The organism is Roseovarius sp. MMSF_3281 (assembly GCF_030733685.1).
Taxonomy (GTDB): domain Bacteria; phylum Pseudomonadota; class Alphaproteobacteria; order Rhodobacterales; family Rhodobacteraceae; genus Roseovarius.
On the sequence record NZ_JASHIM010000009.1, the window covers coordinates 70,821 to 93,817 of the forward strand.

Annotated in this window: 23 protein-coding genes; 17 read left to right on the top strand and 6 right to left on the bottom strand. The window is 59.9% G+C overall.

The window, feature by feature from the left end; translation table 11 throughout:
• The first annotated feature begins 93 nt into the window (after positions 1-93).
• Together RBB32_RS10815 and RBB32_RS10820 are read left to right on the top strand one after the other, a co-directional pair.
• Complete coding sequence (locus RBB32_RS10815; protein WP_306152721.1) at positions 94-276, top strand: hypothetical protein; 183 nt, start codon at positions 94-96, stop codon at positions 274-276.
• Positions 273-491, top strand: a complete 219-nt coding sequence (locus tag RBB32_RS10820) for a hypothetical protein (RefSeq protein ID WP_306152722.1) — start codon at positions 273-275, stop codon at positions 489-491. Before RBB32_RS10815 ends, RBB32_RS10820 begins: the two co-directional genes overlap by 4 nt.
• A gap of 40 nt (positions 492-531) precedes the next feature.
• Here the strand turns inward: RBB32_RS10820 and RBB32_RS10825 are convergent, their stop codons facing one another.
• On the bottom strand, positions 532-1,794 hold the full coding sequence (locus tag RBB32_RS10825; RefSeq protein ID WP_306152723.1) for a tyrosine-type recombinase/integrase: 1,263 nt from the start codon (positions 1,792-1,794) through the stop codon (positions 532-534).
• Positions 1,795-1,978: 184 nt separating this feature from the next.
• Here RBB32_RS10825 and ybgC point away from each other — a divergent pair, with 184 nt between their 5' ends.
• Positions 1,979-2,377 (top strand): tol-pal system-associated acyl-CoA thioesterase, encoded by a 399-nt coding sequence (gene ybgC / locus RBB32_RS10830; RefSeq protein ID WP_306152724.1) that lies wholly within the window; start codon positions 1,979-1,981, stop codon positions 2,375-2,377.
• 30 nt (positions 2,378-2,407) lie between these two features.
• Here the strand turns inward: ybgC and RBB32_RS10835 are convergent, their stop codons facing one another.
• Positions 2,408-3,118 (bottom strand): peroxiredoxin, encoded by a 711-nt coding sequence (locus tag RBB32_RS10835; protein ID WP_306152725.1) that lies wholly within the window; start codon positions 3,116-3,118, stop codon positions 2,408-2,410.
• A 267-nt stretch (positions 3,119-3,385) separates the two neighbouring features.
• Here RBB32_RS10835 and RBB32_RS10840 point away from each other — a divergent pair, with 267 nt between their 5' ends.
• The 13 genes from RBB32_RS10840 (at position 3,386) to folD (ending at position 17,043) form a co-directional block, all read left to right on the top strand.
• Complete coding sequence (locus RBB32_RS10840; RefSeq protein ID WP_306152726.1) at positions 3,386-4,120, top strand: response regulator transcription factor; 735 nt, start codon at positions 3,386-3,388, stop codon at positions 4,118-4,120.
• Between the two features lie 169 nt (positions 4,121-4,289).
• Positions 4,290-4,985, top strand: a complete 696-nt coding sequence (gene tolQ, locus RBB32_RS10845) for a protein TolQ (RefSeq protein ID WP_306152727.1) — start codon at positions 4,290-4,292, stop codon at positions 4,983-4,985.
• Positions 4,986-4,988: 3 nt separating this feature from the next.
• Positions 4,989-5,465, top strand: coding sequence for a protein TolR (tolR, locus tag RBB32_RS10850; protein WP_306152728.1), 477 nt, complete (start codon positions 4,989-4,991; stop codon positions 5,463-5,465).
• A gap of 9 nt (positions 5,466-5,474) precedes the next feature.
• A complete protein-coding gene (locus tag RBB32_RS10855) occupies positions 5,475-6,578 on the top strand; it encodes an energy transducer TonB (RefSeq protein WP_306152729.1) in 1,104 nt (367 codons plus the stop codon).
• The gene (gene tolB, locus RBB32_RS10860) at positions 6,575-7,897 is read left to right on the top strand and encodes a Tol-Pal system beta propeller repeat protein TolB (protein WP_306152730.1); all 1,323 of its coding nucleotides are present in this window, start codon (positions 6,575-6,577) and stop codon (positions 7,895-7,897) included. The genes RBB32_RS10855 and tolB overlap by 4 nt, the downstream gene beginning before the upstream one ends.
• 88 nt (positions 7,898-7,985) lie before the next feature.
• On the top strand, positions 7,986-8,495 hold the full coding sequence (pal, locus tag RBB32_RS10865) for a peptidoglycan-associated lipoprotein Pal (RefSeq protein ID WP_306152731.1): 510 nt from the start codon (positions 7,986-7,988) through the stop codon (positions 8,493-8,495).
• A gap of 22 nt (positions 8,496-8,517) precedes the next feature.
• Positions 8,518-9,360, top strand: coding sequence for a tol-pal system protein YbgF (ybgF, locus tag RBB32_RS10870; protein ID WP_306152732.1), 843 nt, complete (start codon positions 8,518-8,520; stop codon positions 9,358-9,360).
• Positions 9,351-10,610, top strand: coding sequence for a tRNA lysidine(34) synthetase TilS (gene tilS, locus RBB32_RS10875; protein ID WP_306152733.1), 1,260 nt, complete (start codon positions 9,351-9,353; stop codon positions 10,608-10,610). Before ybgF ends, tilS begins: the two co-directional genes overlap by 10 nt.
• A 79-nt stretch (positions 10,611-10,689) precedes the next feature.
• Positions 10,690-12,615 carry an ATP-dependent zinc metalloprotease FtsH gene (gene ftsH / locus RBB32_RS10880; protein ID WP_306152734.1) on the top strand — a complete coding sequence of 642 codons (1,926 nt, stop codon included), beginning with the start codon at positions 10,690-10,692 and terminating at the stop codon, positions 12,613-12,615.
• Between the two features lie 110 nt (positions 12,616-12,725).
• Positions 12,726-13,406, top strand: a complete 681-nt coding sequence (locus RBB32_RS10885; protein WP_306152784.1) for a methyltransferase domain-containing protein — start codon at positions 12,726-12,728, stop codon at positions 13,404-13,406.
• A 92-nt stretch (positions 13,407-13,498) separates the two neighbouring features.
• On the top strand, positions 13,499-14,098 hold the full coding sequence (locus RBB32_RS10890; protein ID WP_306152735.1) for an MOSC domain-containing protein: 600 nt from the start codon (positions 13,499-13,501) through the stop codon (positions 14,096-14,098).
• Between the two features lie 276 nt (positions 14,099-14,374).
• On the top strand, positions 14,375-16,051 hold the full coding sequence (locus RBB32_RS10895) for a formate--tetrahydrofolate ligase (protein ID WP_306152736.1): 1,677 nt from the start codon (positions 14,375-14,377) through the stop codon (positions 16,049-16,051).
• Between the two features lie 89 nt (positions 16,052-16,140).
• Positions 16,141-17,043 (top strand): bifunctional methylenetetrahydrofolate dehydrogenase/methenyltetrahydrofolate cyclohydrolase FolD, encoded by a 903-nt coding sequence (gene folD, locus RBB32_RS10900; RefSeq protein ID WP_306152737.1) that lies wholly within the window; start codon positions 16,141-16,143, stop codon positions 17,041-17,043.
• Between the two features lie 48 nt (positions 17,044-17,091).
• On the opposite strand, the gene RBB32_RS10905 is transcribed toward folD, so the two are convergent.
• Positions 17,092-17,502, bottom strand: a complete 411-nt coding sequence (locus RBB32_RS10905) for a PaaI family thioesterase (RefSeq protein ID WP_371931045.1) — start codon at positions 17,500-17,502, stop codon at positions 17,092-17,094.
• A 256-nt stretch (positions 17,503-17,758) separates the two neighbouring features.
• Between RBB32_RS10905 and RBB32_RS10910 the strand changes: the two genes are divergently transcribed.
• Positions 17,759-18,427: a LytTR family DNA-binding domain-containing protein gene (locus RBB32_RS10910; RefSeq protein WP_306152739.1), complete on the top strand. Its 669-nt coding sequence runs from the start codon at positions 17,759-17,761 to the stop codon at positions 18,425-18,427.
• On the opposite strand, the gene pdeM is transcribed toward RBB32_RS10910, so the two are convergent.
• The 3 genes from pdeM to RBB32_RS10925 are packed head-to-tail and all read right to left on the bottom strand — an operon-like array spanning position 18,424 to position 22,895.
• A complete protein-coding gene (gene pdeM, locus RBB32_RS10915) occupies positions 18,424-19,086 on the bottom strand; it encodes a ligase-associated DNA damage response endonuclease PdeM (protein ID WP_306152740.1) in 663 nt (220 codons plus the stop codon). The two genes, RBB32_RS10910 and pdeM, sit on opposite strands and share 4 nt — an antisense overlap.
• Positions 19,083-21,542 carry a ligase-associated DNA damage response DEXH box helicase gene (locus RBB32_RS10920; RefSeq protein WP_306152741.1) on the bottom strand — a complete coding sequence of 820 codons (2,460 nt, stop codon included), beginning with the start codon at positions 21,540-21,542 and terminating at the stop codon, positions 19,083-19,085. The genes pdeM and RBB32_RS10920 overlap by 4 nt, the downstream gene beginning before the upstream one ends.
• A 39-nt stretch (positions 21,543-21,581) precedes the next feature.
• On the bottom strand, positions 21,582-22,895 hold the full coding sequence (locus RBB32_RS10925; protein ID WP_306152742.1) for an ATPase: 1,314 nt from the start codon (positions 22,893-22,895) through the stop codon (positions 21,582-21,584).
• Positions 22,896-22,997 lie beyond the last annotated feature (102 nt).

Genomic DNA, 22,997 nt, shown 5'->3' on the forward strand with positions numbered 1-22,997 from the left:
TAAAACTGAGTAAATCGCCGAGAGCGGTAACGTTTCTTTCACTCGCTCGCATATGTGTACAAGTGAGGCCCCATACCAGTGAAAGGAAAACGCATGTCAGAAATGCCAAAAGATGAAACGCTCGAAATGAAACGCGCGATGCAGTCTTATTTTCAAGAGCAATATGAACTTCAAAAAGCGATCATTGCGCAGCTTCAGACGGTCAAGAAATCACAGAATTTGTTGACGTCGATCTTTGTCGATGCGCGCAAAAACCATGAAGAAGATGCGGGGTGATCTCGATGCTTTTCAGAATGCTGTTCACATATGGGATTATGCTGAACCGAAAGCTTGCCGGAAAGGGGATTGTGCAGCCGCCGGGTGCCTCGGCGTTTGCTTCTAAGCGTCGTGACCGCATGGCTGATAGAAAAGTCGCTGCGGCGCTTTGGCGGGCATATGCGATGCGAAATATCGCAAACGCTGATATCGCATTCTATACTGCAAAAATGTAGCCTTTTGGGCTGACGATCAGAAACCGCCGGGGCGGTTTGATTACTTGATGATTTCATCAATTCTCTGGGCAACGGCTAGCCGCATTTCAGCAGTGTCTTTTATATACCGCTGGGTGGTTGTGATGTTTTTGTGCAGCATGATTTTTGATACCTGCGTAATCGATATCCCGGAGTTTACGAGAGTCGATCCGAAAGTATGCCGGAGCGAATACAATACCAATTCTTCAGTGCCCTCAGTTTCAAAACCTTCTTTGTTTACGTGATACCGAAAGAACTTTAGCGTGCCTTTTTCAGATATGTGCAAATCCTGAAAATATTGCCGTTTGTCATGTGATCCGAATACGTATTTTGAGTGTGGTGTGTCTTCGTGAGCCGCTCTCATGGTTCTCAGAACCCCACCTTTGGGGTCAACTTGGATTTCAGCGGTCTTGGCCGTCGATTTTTTATCGGTTTTGTGATTACGAAAGACCACTACCCCTCTTGTCCAATCTATAAAATTACCGCTTTCATCGTCTTCCGCTAGTAGCGTTCGAAGCATTGCTGGTCGGACGCCGGTTTTGAGGAGACATAAAACATAACGCGCGTGATTATAGTGATTGCTTGAGAAATTACTCAGATCGCTAAAGTATTTGACGAAATCAGATACACCCTTTTCAGTAAGGATCGTAGTACGAAACCGGGATGGATAAGGTTTGATGCGTTTCACAGGGTTTTTATGAAGTCTGCCTTCATAAACTTCGTTTTCTAATACCGTATTCAGGACCATTCGGAATTTATTAAACTCCGCTGGCCGATCAGACATTTCATCTCTGATGCGCGCAATTTTTGGAGTGTCTAGATCTTTAGTTCTTAGAAAGTCACCATGGCGTTCAGAAATGTGTTTCCACATCCGTTCTCGACTTCTCGCGTGTCGCTCCGTGACGTCCGTGTTCAAAAGAAGTGCGTTTTTCCACGCGGTGAGCAGTAAAGACTGAGTTTGTTCATCTACATCTGTTTGTTGCTGTGAGCTATAGGTCTTGAGTGTCTCACAATAGTCTTCTCCTCGGCGTCCGGCGACAATAAAATCGTCTGCCAAGGCACGTGCTTCAACGCAAGAATATAAACTCGGTGGGCCGATTTTGTATTGACGCCGCCGCGCCGACCGTCCTGTGCCGACCCTATATTTTACGATCCATTCAACATTCCCTTTACTATATACTTTCAATCCAAATCCACTTCGTGTTTCGTCCCAAATGATCCTTGGGTTGCGTGCTTCGAAGTGCTTTTTCGCGAATGCATCAGTGAGTTTTCTGCGTTCAGTCATGTGTGCTATGCGTCGATTTTCGTTGAGAGTTATCTGAGATCTGCATAGCGCTTGTGACCACCTGTGACCACCGGTAGAGTGAAAAATGCAAGCTTTCCGAAATGTTTGAAGCCGGAAGGCAATAGGAGATAAGCAGTAAATGTCTAAAAATAAACAGGAAATTAAGAATCTTGCTTCTGATGTGATGAGTTCCGCAACACACAGTTTTCCAGTGCGCGTCTATTACGAAGATACCGACATGGCCGGTATCGTCTATTATGCCAATTACCTGAAATACATCGAGCGCGCGCGCAGTGCATGGGTACGCGAGATGGGCATCGACCAGAACGAGATGCGCGAAAAGGATGGCGTGGTTTTCGCCGTGCGGCGGGTCGAGGCGGATTACCTGAGTTCGGCCAGGTTCGACGATGAATTGGAAGTTCGGACCACCACGCAGGCGGTAACGGGGGCCCGGTTGGTCATGGACCAGCAGGTGCTGCGCGGCGAGGAGGTCTTGTTCGCCGCACAGGTGACGATTGTCTGTATCGGCGAGGGCGGGGCGCCCGCGCGCTTGCCCGAGGGGCTGCGCCGCCGTTTGCATTGAAGGTGCGGGCCACCGCCACAGACCATGCCGTTACGTCCAGCCGGCCACTCTCAGGTAGGGGCTGAGATATAGCGACGGTGTGCCGAAATCCCGGATCACCGCCGATTCAGGGCGGTCGTCGGGCACGATCTGCATCTCGCCCTCAAGCCAGTCGGCGGGCGTGGCGGCGCCGGTTCTGTCGCGAAGTTGCAGGGCCTGAAGGGTTCTGAGGATTTCCTCGCCGCTGCGGCCGACGAAAATGGGATACTCGAAGGCCATCCGCACCTTCATGGATGGGTCAATCAGAAAACTTTTCCGAATGCTCCATTCAGTGGATTCTTTTTCGTGCATCATGCCGAACAGCGTGGCCAGTTTCTGGCCGGGGTCGTGGGCGCAGGGGAAGTCTACCTTGACATTGAAAATGCTATTGATGTCGTCATGCCATCTGGTTTGTTCTTCAAGGGTCGAGCCGGTAAGCGCGAGGTTCTGGACACCGTGCTTTGCCCATTGATCCTGCAGACTGGCAAAGGAGGCGATTTCGGTGGTGCAGACCGGCGTGAAGGCCGCCGGGTGGCTGAAGAGATGTGTCCATTGGCCTTCGGCCCAATCCCAGAAGCGAAGACGGCCTTGGGTGGTTTCGACCGTGAAATCGGGGAAGATATCCCCGATCTGGGGCAGCCACTTGACTGTTTTACGCATCTCGCGCGGGATCTTGACGACTTCGTTTCCCGGCCCGCGGGGGGCAAAGAACTGGATAGACACGATGCTCACTCCTCTAGCTCAATGATCTAATCGGGGGGTAAAAGGGTGCACCAATCAACAGTTGAAGTGTTCGCGTCAGATTGTGTCCGAAATTAGGCAGGTTTGTTCAATTTTGTCACTCTGGGTTGTGGTGGTATTCCGGGGGTTGTATGAGCGTTTTGCCGAACGGTTGATGAAAAATTCATATTTGTTAGCGTGGCTTCAAATCATGCAAACGCTGTCAGGTCCGCCTGTGCAAGTTACCCGATCGCGAAGAAAGACAGCGAAATGACACTACGAGCCCTTGTTTTGGACGACGACCGCGATACGCGGGCGGCAATTTGCGACCACTTGGTCGAACAGGGGTTCGAGGCGATCGCGGTATGCAGCGCGGAGAGCATTCTTGAAACAGTTGAGCAGAGCGGTGTGCATATTTGCGTCATCTCCTCTCGCTGCCAGGGGAAGGATTGCGTTGAGATCGCGCGCATGCTCAGGCTGCATACGAAAGCGGGCAGCATTGTTCTGGGCGATTCCGACGACGAGCTTGATATCGTCGTGGCCTTGGAAATGGGGGCCGATGATTACATGGTGAAACCCATCAGGCCGCGCGAGTTGTCCGCCCGGATGCGTACGATCCTGCGGCGCACCGTGGTTACCCCGGCGAACAACGCGGGCGCCAGACCCTTGCCGGACCAGTATTTGCGTCGTGTCAACAGGCTTGAAATCTGTTCGGTCCTGCGCAGTGTCAGCGTTGACGGTCAAGTCGTTGAACTGACACCGATGGAGCTTGACGTGCTGCTGGTTCTGGCGGCTCAGACCAATGTCGTTCTAACGCGTCAACAAATCATCAAGGGCATTCGTGGCGAGGGCTGGACGATGAGTGAGCGGGCGATCGACCAGATCATAGGACGATTGCGGCAGAAGCTTTTCGGCGGGGATGTCGAGCATCAGCACATCAAGACAGTGCACGGGCGTGGCTACATGTTGATAGAAATGCCCGAGGGGCAGGCCGAGTCTGCCTGACGGCTGAGTGCGCGCTGTGGAGGCGGCGAATATCCGCCTGATCCTGCATTGATCACGCCGAATTGTGCGACTTGATGCGGTTCTGGTTGGCTTTCCCCTTTAAAATCGGCTAGTTTCATCCTCAATAAGGTCGGAAAACACGGCCAGAGGCGGAAAAAAGAGCAGGCTTATGGAAGCAGAAACCCTTGCGATGGCGCAGGAGATAGATTTCTCCATGTGGGCGCTATTCGCGCGTGCAACCCTTATTGTAAAACTGGTTATGGTGATGCTTATCATCGCGTCGTTCTGGGCGTGGTCGATCATCATTCAAAAGATCATCCTGTATCGCAAGGCGCGACGCGAGGCGGAGGTGTTTGACCGGCGCTTCTGGTCGGGTGAGCCCTTGGACGAGTTGTTCGAGGAGATCGGACCGGACCCGTCGGGCCAATCCGAGAGGGTCTTTGCCGCCGGTATGATGGAATGGCGCAGGTCGCATCGCAACGACGGCGGGTTGATCGCCGGGGCCACGGCGCGGATCGACCGGAGCATGGATGTGGCGATTGCCAAGGAGGCCGAGAACCTGCAAAGCGGATTGTCGGTGCTGGCGACTGTCGGCTCAACCGCGCCTTTCGTCGGGCTGTTCGGCACGGTCTGGGGCATCATGAACGCCTTCATCGAGATCGCCGAGCAGCAGAACACCAATTTGGCGGTTGTGGCGCCCGGCATTGCCGAGGCGCTTTTGGCGACGGGCCTTGGCCTGTTGGCGGCCATTCCGGCGGTGATTTTCTATAACAAGCTGAGTGCCGATAGCGATCGGATCGTGGCCGGTTACGAAGCCTTTGCCGATGAGTTCGCGACCATCCTCAGCCGTCAGTTGGATAGCTGAGCGATGGGGGCCGGTGTCGTTCAGAAATCCGACGGTGGCAGCGGGCGGAGGCGGCGTGGGCGCGGGCGGTCGCGTCCCATGGCCGAGATCAACGTCACGCCTTTTGTCGACGTGATGCTTGTGCTGCTGATCATCTTCATGGTGGCGGCCCCCCTGATGACGGTGGGCGTGCCTGTGGAACTGCCCAAGACGGCGGCCAATGCCCTGCCGGGGGAAGAAGAAGAGCCGTTGACCGTCACTGTGACCGGCGAGGGCGTGGTAATGATCCAGACCAGCGAAGTGGCGCGCGAGGAACTGGTGGCCAAGCTGCGGGCGATTGCCACCGAGCGCGACAGCACGCGGGTTTACCTGCGCGCCGATGGGGCGGTGCCCTATTCGGATGTGATGCAGGTGATGGGCGCGCTGAACCGGGGCGGTTTTGGCAATATCGGGCTTGTTACCGATACTGGCGGGCCGCGTCTTGATGAGCAGGACGGCTAGGGGACGGCTTTGAACACCGGACAGGTCATATCCGGGGCGGGCCATCTGGGCCTGATTGCCTTTGCCCTGTTCGGCGGTGCGTTCCAGTCGGAGCCGCTGCCGTTCGAGGTGACGGAAGTGACCGCGATTTCATCCGAGGATTTCGCGGCCCTGACCCAGGGGGAAAGCACCCCCGAGGCGGTGGCCAACGTGGACACGCCCGAACCGCCGCAGGAAGGCGAGGCCCCGGCGCTGACCAGCGAGGCCGATACGCCGCCCGAACGCAGTGAGCCGGAGGCGGCCGAGACCCCGCCGCCCGACGAGGTGCCCGAGCCGGTGGAGCCCGCGCCGCAAGCCGAGGTGAGCGATGAGCCGCCCGTGATGGAAATTCCGCAGGAGGACACGGCGCTTCTGGTGCCCGAGGAATCGACCCGGCCGCAGGCGCGGCCCGCGCCGCGTGTGGCCCCCGACCCGGTGGTCCAGCCCGAGCCGGATGTGCAGATCGACGAGGTGGAGCGCGAGGAAGTGGCCCCCAGCGAAGAGCCTGCCGATGTGGTCGAGGAGGAATCCGAGGCGACATCGCCCGAGGAGGCGACCACGGAAATCGTGACCGAGGCGGAAGAAAACGATGTAAGCAACGCCGCCCCGGCACAGTCGGTCAGGCCGCGGAGTCGGCCATCGCGCCCTGAACCTGCGGAAACAGAAACCGCCGAGCCAGCCGCGCCCGAGACCGACAACAGCGCGGTGAACGATGCGCTGGCCGAGGCGCTGGGCCAAAGCGGAACCAGCAGCAATGAGGCCCCGCAAGGTCCGCCGCTGACAGCGGGTGAAAAGGACGCGCTGCGCGTGGCGGTGCAAAATTGCTGGAACGTGGGGTCCTTGAGTTCCGAGGCGCTGCGCACCACGGTGATTATTGGCGTCGAGATGGCCGAGAACGGCAAGCCCGTGACCAGTTCAATCGAGATGCTGAGTGCGTCCGGCGGGAGCGGCGCGGCGGCGCAACAGGCCTTCGAGGCCGCGCGCCGGGCAATTATCCGCTGTGGATCGGGCGGTTTCGATTTGCCGGTCGAGAAATACGATCATTGGCGTGATATTGAAATGACATTCAATCCGGAGAGGATGAGGATCAAATGATACGGTATGTACTGAGCCTCTTGTTGGCATGTTTGCTTTGGGCCGCCCCGGCGACGGCACAAGACGGGCCGTTACGGATCGAGATTACCGAGGGCGTGATCGAACCGATGCCCTTTGCCGCCCCGGATTTCGTTTCAGATAATGCAGCGGGGGCCGAGTTGGGCCGACAGATCGCCAATGTCATCGCGGCGGATTTGTCGGGCACGGGACTGTTTCGCGAGATTCAGCCCGACGCCTTCATCAGCCAGATCACCAGTTTTTCCAGCCCGGTGCAGTTTGCCGATTGGAAGGCGATCAATGCCCAGGCTTTGATCACCGGGTCGGTGAGTGTGGACGAGGGCGGCAAGGTGATTGTGCGTTTCCGCCTGTTCGATGTTTTTGCCGGGCAAGAGATGGGCGATGGCCTGCAACTGGTGGGCACTCAGGCCGGGTGGCGCCGGATCGCGCATAAGGTGGCCGATCAGGTCTATAGCCGGATCACCGGCGAGGCGCCCTATTTCGACAGTCGGGTGGTCTTTGTTTCGGAAACCGGTCCGAAGGACGCGCGGCAAAAGCGGCTGGCGATCATGGATTATGACGGGGCCAATGTGAAATACCTGACCGATAGTTCGTCTATCGTCTTGGCCCCACGGTTTTCGCCCAACGGCGACCGGGTGCTTTACACCAGCTATGAAAGCGGGTTCCCGCGGATTTACCTGTTGGATGTGGGCAGCGTGCAGCGCCGTGTCCTGGAAAGCCAGGATGGCACCATGAGTTTCGCGCCGCGCTTTGGCCCGGATGGGAAAACGGTGGTCTATTCGGTGACACGCGGCGGTAATACCGACCTTTACCGGATGGATGTGAACACCGGGGCCAATACGCGCCTGACCAGTGCTCCGTCGATTGAAACCGCGCCGAGTTTCAGCCCCGATGGCAGCCAGATCGTTTTCGAGTCGGACCGTTCGGGCGTGCCGCAGATTTACGTCATGCCCGCCGGGGGCGGCGAGGCACAGCGGATCAGCTTTGGGCAGGGGCGCTATGGCACACCCGTCTGGTCGCCGCGGGGTGATCTGATCGCCTTTACCAAGCAATCCAAAGGCCGGTTTCATATCGGGGTGATGCGCACCGACGGCAGCGAAGAGCGGCTTTTGACCGCCTCGTTCCTGGATGAGGGGCCGACATGGGCGCCAAATGGGCGGGTGATCATGTTCACCCGCGAAACCCAGGGCGCACAGGGCCAGGCGAGCCTTTACACGGTGGATATCACCGGGCGAAATCCGCGTCAGGTGCCCACCAGCACCGGCGCGAGCGATCCGGCGTGGTCGCCATTGCAAGACTAGATCGGGATTTCTGCGCGTTTCCAAGGCGCGCGGCCTGTGGTAGAACGAAATTGAGCGCAACGACAGACAAACGAGTGGGGCGAACGACATGACATATCTGGGAAAAGCGGTACTTCTTTGTGCGGGTCTGGCATTGGCCGCCTGTACCAACGCGGACCGTTTCGATGACACCAATACCGTAGACCTGAATGGTGCAGGCGGGGGGGCGCGGGGCAGTGCACAGGACCCCAATTCGCCGCTGTACTTCGAGCAGGCGATCGGCGATCGGGTGCTTTTCGCGGTGGATCAATCCAGGCTAAGCCCGGCGGCCATGGGCACGCTGGATGGGCAGGCGCAGTGGTTGATGAACAACGCCGATTACACCGCCATCATCGAAGGCCATGCCGACGAGCAGGGCACGCGGGAATATAACCTTGCGCTGGGCGCGCGGCGGGCTAATTCGGTTCAGGAATACCTTGTCAGCAAGGGCGTCGCGCCCTCGCGGTTGAAGGTTGTGAGCTATGGTAAGGAACGCCCGATCGAGATTTGCAGCAGCGAGGCGTGCTATGCCAAGAACCGTCGGGCCGTGACCGTGATTTCAGTGGTTCCGACAAGCTGATGATCCGAGTGGAGGGGCGGCCATGAAGCGGTTTGTTCGTATTCTCGGGGTTTGTGTGCTGGTCACCCTGCCAAGCCTTGGGGCGGCGCAGGACCGTACCGAGACGCTTGCCGATATCCGGCAGGAATTGTCGGTGCTTTACGTCGAGATCCAGAAGCTGAAGCGCGAGTTGAACACCACCGGCGGAGCCGGGCAACTGTCTTCGGGCGGCAGCCTGTTGGACCGGGTGAACGCCATCGAGGGCGAGTTGCAGCGGCTGACCTCGAAAACCGAGGAGTTGGAGTTCCGGGTTGGCCGCGTGGCCGAGGATGGGGCCAACCGGATCGGTGACCTGGAATTCCGGCTGTGCGAGCTGGAAGAGGGCTGTGACATCGGGGCCTTGGGCGAAAGCACGACGCTGGGTGGTGTCGAAGGCGCCACGGGCGACGGTGCCGTCTTGCCGGATGCGGGCAGCGGCGGCGATGCCGGTGGCCCGCAGATGGCCGTGGCCGAGCAATCGGATTTCGATGCGGCCAAGGCGGCGATGGAGGCGGGCAGTTACGAGGCCGCCGCCGAGAAGTTCGCCGCCTTTCGCCAGACCTATCCCGGCGGGCCTTTGACGGGGCAAGCCGGGCTGTTGCAGGGCGAGTCGCTGGAAGGGGCGGGGCAATTGACGCAGGCCGCGCGCGTTTACCTGGATTTGTTCAGTGCCGACCCCAACGGGGATGTGGCCCCGCAAGCCTTGTTTCGTTTGGGCCGGTCCCTTGGCCGTTTGGGCAAGACCGAGGAAGCCTGTGTAACCCTGGCCGAGGTCGAAACGCGCTTTCCCCAGTCCGATGCGGTTCTCGAGGCGCAATCGTCGATGCGCAATCTGGGATGCGAGTGACGCAAGACAGCCGCTTGGTCTATGAGCAAATCACGGGTTTTTTCCTGCCTGCGCCGCCCAAGGTTCTGGGCGTGGCGGTGTCGGGGGGCGGTGATTCCATGGCCGTATTGGCCATCTTGGCGCAATGGGCCAAAGAGGGCGGCCCATCGGTGCATGCCGTTACCGTGGACCATGGTTTGCGCAGCGAGGCGGCGGACGAGGCCCGCGAGGTGGGCCGAATCTGTGCCGATTTGGACGTGCCGCACGACATTCTGACCTGGCAGGACTGGGACGGCGCGGGCAACCTTCAGGATGCGGCGCGCCGGGCCAGATACGACCTGATGGCCGAATGGGCCGCGGCGCGGGGCATCACGCAGGTGGCGCTGGCGCATACTGCCAATGATCAGGCCGAAACTTTTATCATGCGTCTGGCGCGGGAATCGGGGTTGGACGGGCTTTCGGCGATGTCGCCGCGCAAACGCCATGCCGGCACCGTGTTTTGCCGCCCTGCCTTGACCCTGTCGCGCGAGGCGTTGCGCGACATTTTGCGCAACCGTGGCATCGCCTGGGTTGAAGACCCCAGCAATGAAAACCGGGATTTCGAGCGGATCAAGGCGCGCGACAGCCTGAAACTGTTGGAACCCCTGGGGCTGACGGTTGGCGGGCTGACGCGCATTGCCGGGCATCTGGCCGAGGCGCGCCGGACCTTGAATTGGTACGCCTTCGTGGCGGCCCGGGGGATCATCCGGGCCGAGGCCGGGGATTTGGTGATCGCCCTGCGGGAGTTTCGCATCCTGCAAGAGGAAATCCAGCGGCGTATTCTTTTGGAGGCGCTAAAGTGGGTCAGCGGGGCCGAGTATGGCCCACGCGGCAAGGCTTTGGAATTGCTTATGGAATCCCTGCGAGGGGGCAATGACATGACGTTGCATGGCTGTCTTGCCACGGTCGGAGGAGACCAGATCAGGATTGCGCGAGAATATAATGCCGTGGCCAAAATCCGGTCTGAGACCTCGGAGGTTTGGGATGGGCGCTGGCAATTGGACGGGCCGTGGCCCGAGGGCCTGCATGTGGCGGCGCTTGGCCCCGATGGCGTTGCGCAATGTCCCAACTGGCGCGACACGGGGCTGCCTTTGCGCACATTGGCGGCCTCGCCCGCGCTTTGGCGTGGTCCGGATCTGGTTGCGGCGCCGCTTGCGGGGCTGCGAAACGGCTGGCGTGCCACGAATTTACGCGGCGAAGAGGATTTCTTTGCCGCGTTTTTATCGCATTGAAGATGTGGCTGTGATCTCTATTTAAGAAAGGCGTGGCCTGTGATAGGCCCTCGCCATTCGAACTTTGAGGAGACTTTCCTTGGGCAACGCAAGAACCATCGCTTTCTGGCTGATGCTTTTCCTGATCATTTTGACGCTGTTCAACCTGTTCAGCGGATCGGGCAATACGCTTCAGAGCAAATCGATTCCCTACTCTGAATTCGTGACAGCCGTGGAAGGCGGCGATGTCAGCAAGGTGACCCTTGACGGCGAAAACGTCCGGTTCCGTGGCGCGGACGGGCAGGAATACGTCACCGTCAAGCCCGAGGATGCCGAGATTACCCAGAACCTGATCGACAAGGGCATTCCGGTGGATGCCGAGCCGCAGGAACAATCGGGGTTCCAGACGTTCCTGATTTCGCTTCTGCCCTTCCTGCTTTTGATCGGTGTCTGGATTTACTTCATGAACCGCATGCAGGGCGGTGGCAAAGGCGGCGCGATGGGCTTTGGCAAGTCCAAGGCCAAGATGCTGACCGAAAAGCATGGCCGCGTGACCTTTGACGATGTGGCGGGCATCGACGAGGCCAAGGAAGAACTGGAAGAGATCGTCGAATTCCTGCGCAATCCGCAGAAATTCAGCCGCTTAGGCGGCAAGATTCCGAAAGGCGCGTTGCTTGTTGGCCCTCCGGGTACGGGTAAGACCCTTCTGGCGCGGGCGATTGCCGGTGAGGCGGGCGTGCCGTTCTTCACCATTTCCGGCTCGGATTTCGTTGAGATGTTCGTGGGTGTCGGGGCATCGCGTGTGCGCGACATGTTCGAGCAGGCCAAGAAAAACGCGCCTTGTATCGTTTTCATCGACGAGATCGACGCCGTGGGCCGACATCGTGGCGCGGGCTATGGCGGCGGCAATGACGAGCGTGAACAGACCCTTAACCAGTTGCTGGTGGAAATGGACGGGTTCGAGTCCAACGAAGGCGTGATCATCATCGCGGCCACCAACCGCAAAGACGTGTTGGACCCCGCGCTGTTGCGCCCCGGCCGGTTTGACCGTCAGGTCACGGTGCCGAACCCCGATATCAAGGGACGTGAAAAGATTCTGGGTGTGCATGCCCGCAAGACGCCTTTGGGCCCGGATGTGGACTTGCGGATCATTGCCCGGGGGACGCCCGGTTTCTCGGGCGCCGATCTGGCCAACCTTGCGAACGAGGCGGCGCTTATGGCGGCGCGTGTCGGTCGGCGGTTCGTGACCATGGAAGATTTTGAGAACGCCAAGGACAAGGTGATGATGGGGGCCGAGCGCCGCAGCATGGTCTTGACCGATGATCAAAAGGAAAAGACGGCCTATCACGAAGCGGGCCATGCGATTGTTGGTTTGGAACTGCCGCAATGCGACCCGGTTTACAAGGCGACGATCATTCCCCGTGGCGGTGCCCTTGGCATGGTGGTCAGTTTGCCCGAGATCGACCGCCTGAACTGGCACAAGGCCGAGTGTGAACAGAAACTCGCCATGACCATGGCGGGCAAGGCCGCCGAGATCATCAAGTATGGCGAGGACAATGTCAGCAACGGCCCCGCCGGTGACATTCAGCAGGCCAGTGGCCTTGCGCGGGCGATGGTCTTGCGCTGGGGGATGTCGGATCGTGTCGGCAATGTCGATTACGAACAGGCGCACGAAGGCTATATGGGCAATGGTGCCGGGGGCTTCTCGATCTCGGCCCATACCAAGGAGTTGATCGAGGAAGAAGTGAAGCGCATGATCGACGAGGCCTATGAACGGGCCTACAGCATCCTGACCGAGCGCAAGCAGGAATGGGAGCGTCTGGCGCAGGGCCTGTTGGAATACGAGACCCTGACCGGCGAAGAGATTCAGCGCGTGATCAAGGGTGAACCACCCGAATCCGGGGATGACAATGACGGATCGCCCGAGAAGGACGAGAAACAGTCACTGACGGCGGTCCCGAAGACCAAGCCCAAATCCAACCCGGGCTTGGGGGATGGCGGGCCCGAGCCCGAGCCGTCGGCCTGAGCCAAATGAGCGGCCAAGTGAAAAGTGCCGATTGGAATCCCCGGGCCTATGCAAGGTTCGGGGATTTGCGCCTGCGCCCCGGTCTGGACCTGCTGAATGGGGTTGGCCAGATGGGAGCAGGGGATGTTGTTGATCTGGGCTGTGGCAACGGTGCGCTTGGGTCGGCCTTGAAGGCCCGGGCCGCCGGTCGTGATCTGGTCGGGGTGGATGCCTCGCCCGCGATGCTGGAAAAGGCGCGCGGGGTGGCGGAATACGACAGCCTGCAACAGGCCGATATACGCGAGTGGCACCCGCGCCGTGCGCCGGGTTTGATGATTTCGAACGCGGCGCTGCATTGGGTGGGTGAGCATGAAAAGCTTATGCCGCGCTTGGCCGGAATGCTAGGCAAGGGCGGGACGCTTGCCGTGCAAATGCCGCATCAGAACAAGGCCCCGTCGCATCGCGTGTGGCTAAGCCTTGCCGAGGAGTTGTTCCCCGGACGGGTGGAGAAGATGGGTACACCCGGTGTCATGTCGCCGGTGAAATACGATGAGTTGCTGTCGCCGCTGGGGCAGTTCCGCCTGTGGGAGACCGAGTATTTCCAACGTCTGATGGCCGAGAAGGGCAGTCACCCGGTGCGGCGCTTTACCGAAAGCACCTATGCGCGGCCGATTCTTGAGGTGTTGGACCCCGAGGAGAAGGCCGAGATCATCCGCCGCTATGAGGATGTGATGCACTCGGCCTATCCGGTGCGCGCCGATGGTTCGGTCCTGTTCCCGTTCCGGCGGATGTTCTTTACGCTGACCGTCTGAAGCGGGTGATGGAGCCAATCACATTTTGTCATTTGACCCTTCGCAGGCCTCCGGCGAAGGTGGCCTTTGTTCGATCTGCATAGGGGCGACAGATGCCGGCACTTATTCCCACCGATTTCACCGCGACGATCACTTGGCTGGGCCGGGTTGACGACCGGGCGTCCAGCCTGCGGGCCAGTGGCCTGTCAGAGGTCATGGCAACCTATGCCGGTGTCGACGGGGAGGAGCATGCGGGCCTGACGCGCCCATCGTGCAGCCGGGTGGTGGCGCAGTACCCGAAGGGCACGGAAATTCGCAACGTGCGGCAGTTCTCGGTCTTGTCGTCCGAGGAATTGGCCGCGATTGCGCAGGATATGGGGGTGGAGCGACTTGACCCGGCTTGGGTCGGGGCCTCGCTTGTTCTGGAGGGGATACCCGATTTTACCCATGTGCCGCCCTCGTCACGGTTGCAAAGCGCGGAGGGCACGACATTGGTTGTGGATATGGAAAACCGCCCCTGCCATTTGCCCGCCAAGGTGATTGACGAGGACGCCCCCGGTTTTGGCAAGGCCTTCAAGACCGCGGCCCAAGGGCGGCGTGGGATCACCGCCTGGGTTGAGCGCGAAGGGATCTTGCGGGTGGGCGATGTCATGCGCCTGCATATCCCGGATCAACCGGTTTGGCCGCATCTGGCGGCGGCGCGCGGGGCCTAAAGCGTTCCGCCTTTAACCCGAGGCATCGGCGAAAGGCGGAACGCGTGCAACGATTGAGCGAAGCATCGCGTTTCGCGAAACGCCTTAGGCGGCGGGCAAGCGGTGCCTTTGGGAAACTTTGCCCCAAGCGTGACGTTGCGTTTCCGAAACGAAACGCTGCTGCGGCATGCCGCCGCAAGAGGGGCGGGATATGTCGGATTCGCAATCTGCTAAAGGTCGTTGTGCCGCTATAGGCGGGGTAGTGAAAACCGCCGGGCGGCCAGCAGAGGAATGACCATGAGCTACAAGTCCGATATCGAAATTGCGCGCGAAGCCAACAAGAAGCCGATCCAAGAGGTTGGTGACAAACTGGGCATTCCCAGTGAACACCTGCTGCCCTATGGCCATGACAAGGCCAAGGTAAGCCAGGACTATATCAACTCGGTCCAGGGCAATGAGACCGGCAAGCTGATCCTTGTCACCGCGATCAACCCGACCCCGGCGGGCGAAGGCAAGACCACCACCACCGTAGGTCTGGGCGATGGCCTGAACCGGATCGGCAAGAAGGCGATGATCTGTATCCGCGAGGCCAGCCTTGGGCCTAACTTCGGGATGAAGGGAGGCGCCGCCGGTGGTGGCTACGCGCAGGTCGTGCCGATGGAGGACATGAACCTTCACTTCACCGGCGACTTCCACGCCATCACCAGCGCGCACAGCCTTCTGTCGGCGATGATCGACAACCACATCTACTGGGGCAACGAGCAGGAAATCGACGTGCGCCGCGTGCAATGGCGCCGCGTTGTCGACATGAACGACCGGGCCCTGCGTCAGGTCAACGTGAGCCTTGGCGGCGTGGCCAACGGTTTCCCGCGCGAAGGTGGCTTTGACATCACCGTGGCGTCGGAAGTGATGGCGATCCTGTGCCTTGCCAAAGACCTCAAGGATCTTGAAGAGCGTCTGGGCGCGATGATCGTGGCCTACCGCCGCGACCGCACGCCGGTTTACTGCCGCGATATCAAGGCCGAAGGCGCGATGACCGTCCTTCTGAAAGACGCGATGCAGCCGAACCTTGTTCAAACGCTGGAAAACAACCCGGCCTTCGTACATGGCGGCCCGTTTGCCAACATCGCGCATGGCTGTAACTCGGTCATTGCCACGAAGACTGCGTTGAAGATCAGCGACTACGTGGTGACCGAAGCCGGTTTCGGGGCCGATCTGGGCGCCGAGAAGTTCATGAACATCAAGTGCCGCAAGGCAGGCCTTGCGCCCGATTGTGTGGTTCTGGTGGCCACCGTGCGCGCGATGAAGATGAACGGCGGCGTGGCCAAGGATGACCTTGGCGAGGAAAACGTGGATGCGGTGAAGGAAGGTTGCGCCAACCTTGGCCGTCACATCGGCAACCTGAAATCCTTTGGCGTGCCGGTTGTCGTGGCGATCAACCACTTCGTCAAAGACACCGACGCCGAGATCAAGGCGGTTCAGGAATACGTCGAAAGCCAAGGCAGCGAAGCCATCGTCAGCCGCCACTGGGCCGATGGTGGGGCCGGTGCCGAAGAACTGGCAACCCGCGTGGCGGAAGTGGCGGAAAGCGGCCAGAGCCAATTCGCGCCGCTTTATCGTGATGACCTGCCCCTGTTCGAGAAGGTCGAGCGCATTGCCAAGTCGATCTATCGTGCGGACGAGGTTCTGGCCGATCAGAAAATCCGCGATCAGCTGAAGCTGTGGGAAGATCAGGGCTATGGCAATCTGCCGGTCTGCATGGCGAAAACGCAGTACAGCTTCTCGACCGATCCGACCCTGCGCGGCGCGCCGACGGGCCATTCGGTTCCGGTGCGTGAAGTGCGCCTGAGTGCCGGTGCCGGGTTTGTCGTTGTGGTCTGCGGCGAGATCATGACCATGCCGGGCCTGCCGCGGACACCTGCGGCCGAGAAAATCTGCCTGAATGACGACGGGCAGATCGAAGGCTTGTTCTAAAGCATTGACGAAAGCACGGGCCCGGCGCATAGCCGGGCCCGAATGCGTTTCCCTGAGTGGAAACTGGTTTACCAAGGAAGATCGGGAACATGACGGCGCAGATCATTGACGGAAAGGCCTTTGCGGCCACGGTTCGGGAAAAGGTGGCGGGCCATGTGGCGCGCCTGAAGGAAGAGCACGGGATCACCCCCGGCTTGGCGGTGGTTCTGGTGGGCGAAGACCCGGCCAGTCAGGTTTACGTACGCTCGAAGGGCAAGCAAACCGTTGAAGCGGGCATGAATTCCTATGAACACAAGCTGGAGGCGGATACCTCAGAAGAGGAGTTGCTGGCCCTGATCGACAAGCTGAACAACGATCCGGCGGTTCATGGAATCCTGGTGCAGCTGCCATTGCCCGGGCACCTGAACGAGGATTTGGTGATCAATTCGGTTTCGCCCGAAAAGGACGTGGACGGGTTTCATATCTCGAACGTGGGTCTGTTGGGCACGGGGCAGAAAAGCATGGTGCCTTGCACGCCGCTTGGCTGCCTGATGATGCTGCGCGATCACCACGGGAGCCTGTCCGGCCTCGACGCCGTTGTGATTGGCCGCTCGAACATCGTGGGCAAACCGATGGCGCAGCTTTTGCTTGGCGATAGCTGTACGGTGACCATTGCCCATAGCCGGACCAAGAATATTGCCGATGTCGTGCGCCGCGCCGATATCGTGGTGGCTGCCGTGGGCCGCACCGAAATGGTGCCGGGCGACTGGATCAAGCCGGGGGCCACGGTGATTGACGTGGGCATCAACCGCATCGACGCGCCCGAGAAGGGCGAAGGCAAGACCCGCCTTGTGGGCGATGTCGATTTCGCAAGCTGCGCCGAGGTGGCCGGGGCGATCACGCCAGTGCCGGGCGGCGTGGGGCCGATGACCATCGCCTGCCTGCTGGCCAATACGGTGACAGCATGCTGCCGTGCCAATGGCCTGTCCGAGCCCGAGGGCCTGACGGCCTAAGCCCTGTGAGTTTGCAGTTTGAAACCCCGTGCCCATGGCGCGGGGTTTTTACTTGGGGGCGATGGGCATCATGGTGCCGGTCATCAGGGCAATCTGTGTTTCCACGCCGCCCTCGACAGCGAAGACATCGGCCTGCACGATGATCAACCGGCGACCGGGTTTGATGACCTTGCCCCGGGCAACGAGGTGATCGCCCTTGCCGGGGGCCAGAAGATTGATCTTCATCTCGGTGGTCAGAACCTCGTGATCGGCGGGCAGGGTGGAAAGGGCTGCATAGCCTGCCGCGCTGTCGCCGATGGAAAAGGTCAGGCCCGCGTGGGCAAAGCCGTGTTGTTGGCGGCTTGTGTCGAGAATGGGCGCGGTGATTTCGACGCCGCCATGGGTGATCGCGGTCAATTCGGCCCCGAGGGTGCGCATCAATGACTGTGCGGCGAAACTGTTATGGATTTTGGTTTCCATGTCAGGCGACATCGTGGCGTGATCCTTTTTCGAAATGACGTTCCGTAAATTGTGATCGGGGCGGTGTTTCACTGTAGGGTTGAACGATATATTGTTCAAAAACAAAGTAATAGTAGGGGCCGTGGTGTTGTATCTAAGTCGGTTGCGTGAAGAATTGGTAGAGTCGAGACCCGCACTAACGCATCCTTTCACCTTGTTTGTCTGGGGGTGTGCGTCGCTTATTGCTATTCTTGCCGGTCCGTTTGGAACGCATGCCTTGTTGGTATGGCCCGATCGGGCCCTTTATTGGCTTGGCACGGTGACGGGCGCCATTCTTGTCGGTTTTCTTGTCCATGCCGTGGTGGCGGTATTTGTCGGCCGTCAAAATCCCCTGATCTTCGATGTCGCCGCGACGCTTTTGATGACATTGGTCTTTGCCCCGATGGTCTGGGCCTTGCGGAGCACGGTCGATATCATGTCAGGCATTCCGCCGGTCCAGTTTCTCGATGTGTCGGTCAACACCTTCGTGATCGCGGGGCTGGTGTTCGTGACCCGGCGCCATACGGTGGCGACGGGGCATGGTACCTACCTGAGCCCGCGACAGGAGGTGGCAGCGATGCCCGGACGGCAACCGAGGCTGCAGCGGCGTTTGTCGGAGAAGACCACGGGCACGATCATTCGTTTGTCGAGCCGGGATCACCATGTGGATGTTGTGACGACCGAGGCTCAGGAAACCCTGCGGATGCGTCTGAGTGATGCGATTGACGAGATGGAGCCGGTGGAGGGCTATTGCACGCACCGGTCCCATTGGGTGGCGCGGGACGCCATTGTCGAGTTGGATAAAGGGCAGCCCGGAAAGGTTTTCTTGGTCCTGGTGAACGGAGACAGGGTGCCGGTAAGTCGCAAATTTCGTCCAGACCTTGAAGCGGCTGGCATCCTTTACTAGCGCGGCATTGGCACCACATGCGGCACCGGGCCGGTAAGGACGGCCAGGGCCTCGGGGCGCATGAGCGATTGCAGGGCGGTATCGTTGCTGCGCAATCCGCCGGTATAGGTGCCATAGGCCGGCAGGACCACCCGATCACTATCTATCAGGAAGGCGGGCCTTGTGATCGCGCGGCCACGCGGACGGATGGTGACCTTTGGGTGGTAATGGCCCGAAAGCTCACCGCTGTGGCCGGGTTGCGCGATATGGCGGAAAGTGAGCGGCGGCAAGGGCAGCTCAAAGAGGTGTGTCCCACCCAGCTCGACCGGGCCGGGATCGTGATTGCCTTCGATCCAGACCCAGCGGCGCCCGGCCTGCAGGGCCGCGACCCAAAGTTTTTCGGACTCGGAAAGAGCCTGTGCCGCGGCGCTGTCATCGAAGCTGTCGCCAAGGCAGATCACCGTGCTGGCGCGGGTGGTTTTCAGGTCCACCTCAAGCCGTTCCAGCGTATCGCGGGTTTCATAGGGTGGCAGGGGTGGTTCCCCCAGGCGGGCGCGGCGTTCGGATTTGCCAAGGTGCAGGTCCGACACGCAAAGAAGCGATTGCGCGGGCCAGAAAAGCGCGCCCGAGCCAAGCGCCACCAACCGCGCGCCTGCCAATGTGAAGTCATGCCCGTTCATGCGCGTGGCTTGCCTTGGGGGGCAGGGGATTGCAAGCTTTCGCCTGTTAGTCCTGCGGTCTCCATCAGGCGCGCGGTTTCTTCGGCCAAGAGCCGTTCCTGTGCAGCACCCTCGATAGGGGTGCGCCCGGCCTCAAGGAACAATGGCGCGGCGAAAGGGGTGACACGATCAAGGCGGCGAAGGTCAATCCGCCCGTCGATGCGGGCGAGCATCTGTTCGATGCGGCCAAAGTCGATGAGGCCGCGCATGGCCTCGTGCCGGGTGATGCGCAACAGCAGGTGGTCGGGGTCGTATTTGGCCAGCGTGTCGTAGAGGATATCAGAGGAAAACGTCGCTTGCCGCCCGGATTTGCGGGCCTGCGGTGTATTGCGTTGGATCAGCCCGGCGATGGTGGCCGAGGCGCGAAACGTGCGTTTCATCAAGGCATTCCCGGCCAACCATTGATCAAGCCCGTCGCGCAGTGCGTCGGGGTCAAATAGCGGCCCGGGATCGGTGAGTGGCTCAAGCCCGCAGATCAGCGTGGCGTAATCGGTTGAGACAAAGCCAAGCGGTGCAAGGCCCAGTTCTTCCATCCGCTTGGTGAGGATGAGGCCAAGGGTTTGTTGGGCATTGCGGCCTGCAAAGCCATAGACGCAGGTATGTTCGCGCCCCTCATGGGGGAAGGATTCGATCAGCAGGCGGCGATCTTGGGGAAGCTGCGATAGCTTGTTTTGCAGGGCGATCCAGTCGCGGGTTTGGGTGGGCAACTCGGGCCAGTCGGATTGGTCGAGTATCTGCAGGATGCGCTGGCTAAGCTGTGTGGAGGTGGCGAACTTGGTGCCCATGAAGGTGGCGATCTTGGGTTGGCGGCCCTTGTCGCGGCTGACCTCGACCACCATTTCGCGCAAGGATTCAAAGCGCACGACCTGCCCGCCGATGAGGAAGGTATCGCCGGGGGTGAGCGAGGCGGCAAAGCCTTCTTCGATTTCACCCAGGGGTTTGCCGCCGCGGGTGCGGCGCATGCGCACCTTGAGGGTATCGGTATCCTGAATGGTGCCGATGTTCATGCGGATCAGGCGCGCGCTGCGCGGGTCGCGCAGGTGCCAGAGGCCGTCGGGCGATTGCTTGAGGCGCTGCCATTGATCATAGGCCCGCAGGGCGTAGCCGCCGGTGGCGCAAAACGCGAGGCAGTCGTCGAAATCCGCGCGGGATAGGGTGGAGTAGGGGCCGGCGGTGCGCAGCTCGTTGAACAGGGTGTCGGCATCGAACGGCCCGGCGCAGGCGATAATCAGGATATGTTGGCAAAGCACATCCAATGGGCCGGGGCCGCGCGTTTCGCCATCCAGATCATGGGCTTGTACCGCTTCAAGCGCGGCTTGGCATTCGATCACCTCGAACCGGTTGGCAGGCACGAGGAGGGCCTTTGAGGGCGCGTTGTAGCGGTGGTTGGCGCGGCCGATACGCTGGACGAGGCGTTTGACGTTCTTGGGCGCGCCCACTTGGATCACAAGGTCGACATCACCCCAGTCGATGCCCAGGTCAAGCGAGCCGGTGCAGACGATGGCGCGCAGCTCACCACGGGTCATGGCGGCCTCAACCCTTTCGCGCTGACCGCGATCCAGTGAGCCGTGGTGGATACCGATGGGCAGCCCCTCGTCATTGGCAAGCCACAGATTATGAAAGAAAATTTCCGCCTGCGCGCGTGTGTTGTGAAAGATCAGCGTGGTCTTGTGGCGCTTGACCTCGTTCAAAACCGCGGGGATTGAATAGGCCGCCCCACCCCCGGCCCATGGCGGTGTGGCATCGGAAATATCGAGCATCGATATATCCGGATCAGGCCCGGGATCGGCGGTGAGAATATGGCAGGGATCAGGGTGGCGGGCCAGAAACTTGGCGATGGCTGTAGGGTCTTCCACGGTTGCCGAGAGGCCCACGCGCCGCAGGTCGGGGCAAAGCGCCTGTAACCGCGAGAGGGCAAGCATCAATTGATCGCCGCGTTTGGACTCGGCCAGTGCATGGATTTCATCAATGACCACCCGCTGAAGGCCCGCGAACGTGCGCGGTGCATCCTCGTAAGATGTTAATAATGCAAGGCTTTCCGGGGTAGTAAGCAGAATGTCGGGGGGCGCCGCGCGCTGTCGTCGCTTGCGGCTGGCGGGGGTGTCGCCGGTGCGGTCTTCGACCCGGATCGGCAAGTCCATCTCGGAAATCGGGGTCATCAGGTTGCGTTTTATATCCGCCGCGAGCGCCTTTAGCGGCGAAATATAGAGGGTATGAATGGTGTCGGTATCACGCCGGTGTTCCGACAGTTCCACGAGCGTTGGCAGGAACCCGGCCAATGTCTTGCCGCCGCCTGTCGGCGCGATGAGAAGCGTTGCGGGATCGGCGGCGTGGTCCAGCATCTCTTGCTGGTGCGGGTGAATGGACCAGCCACGATCGGAAAACCAGTGCTGAAATTTATCCGGAAGCCTGCGCATGTCTTAGAGGTAGGGGAATGCGCAATACCGGACCAGCCGTTATTTCACGATTGTCTCGTCCTTGACGAACATATTGGCCCAGGCCCGATCAATCAGTTCCGGGGTCATCTGATAGGGGATGCCTTCGAAATCGCAGACCGCGATCATCTGGTCGATCAGGAAGTTCGGCTGATAGTTAGCATAGATGTTCTGGATCGTGGGGTATTTCACCTTGAGCAGATGCACCAAGGCGGCCTCGTCCAATGCCATGCCCTTTTTCTTGGCGACCATGGCGAAGATCTTGAGGAAATCCTGTTGGCTCGGGCCGTCGATCTTGATCTTGAAGAAGATCCGGCGCAGGGCGGCCTGGTCGAAGATTTCGTTGGGGTGGAAGTTGGTCGAAAAGATGACCAGCGTGTCGAAGGGGACTTCGAATTTCTCACCCGATTGCAGGGCAAGGATGTCCTTGTTTTCTTCCAGCGGGACGATCCAGCGGTTGACGAGGGACTGTGGCGGCTCGGCCTGTCGGCCAAGGTCGTCAACGATGAAAATGCCGCCGGTGGCCTTGAGTTGTAGCGGTGCCTGATAGGTCCGGGCCGTGGGGTTATAGACCAGATCGAGCATATCGAGCGTCAGTTCCCCCCCGGTGATCACCGTGGGCCTTTCGCAGCGCACGTAACGGTTATCGAAGGTGCGTTTGCGGCGCAGCGAGTTGGGGTCGTCCACTTCGACCTCGGCCTTTGAATGCACGATGGGGTCATAGACGGTGATCACGGTGCCGGAATACTCGATGGCGCGGGGAACATAGATCTTGTCGCCCATGGCGTCGCGGATACCGTTGGAGATACTGGATTTCCCGTTGCCCGGTGGGCCGTACATCAGGATCGACCGCCCCGAGGATACCGCCGGGCCAAGGTTGCTGAGCAGGTTCTCGGGCAGTACGAGGTGCCCCATGGAGCCGGTCAGATCATCGCGTGTGACCTGAATATCGCGGATTGATTGGCGTTTGATCTGTTCGCGATAGACCGACAGTGGAACGGGCATCGCGCCGAAATATTCCGATTGGGCGAGCGCGTCGAGCGTGCGGTTCTTGCCCGCGTCGGTCAGCTCATAGCCCATTTCACCGCCTGAATTGTTGGCGTTGAGCGTGCCGGTGGCCTGTACCAGTGTTTGCTTGCGGGCCATGTCGATGAGTTCTTGCGTGACCGCACGGGGCAGGCAAACTGCCTCGGCAAGTTCCGGAACCTCGGTCAGGTTCTTGCGGAACATGGTTTTCAAAAGGATATCCCGCATCATCACGATGGGAAGTTGCATGTCTTCAAGCCGGGCGGGCGGCGGCGGCGGCTGTACGCCTTGGGTGACTTGCATATTCATTCGATGGGCCTGTTTCCTGTCGTGTGTCATGCGCCGGAGGGGCCGACGCACCAAGGAAGATGCAGGAAAACTTTGGAAAAAATGTGGTCACCGCCGGGCTTT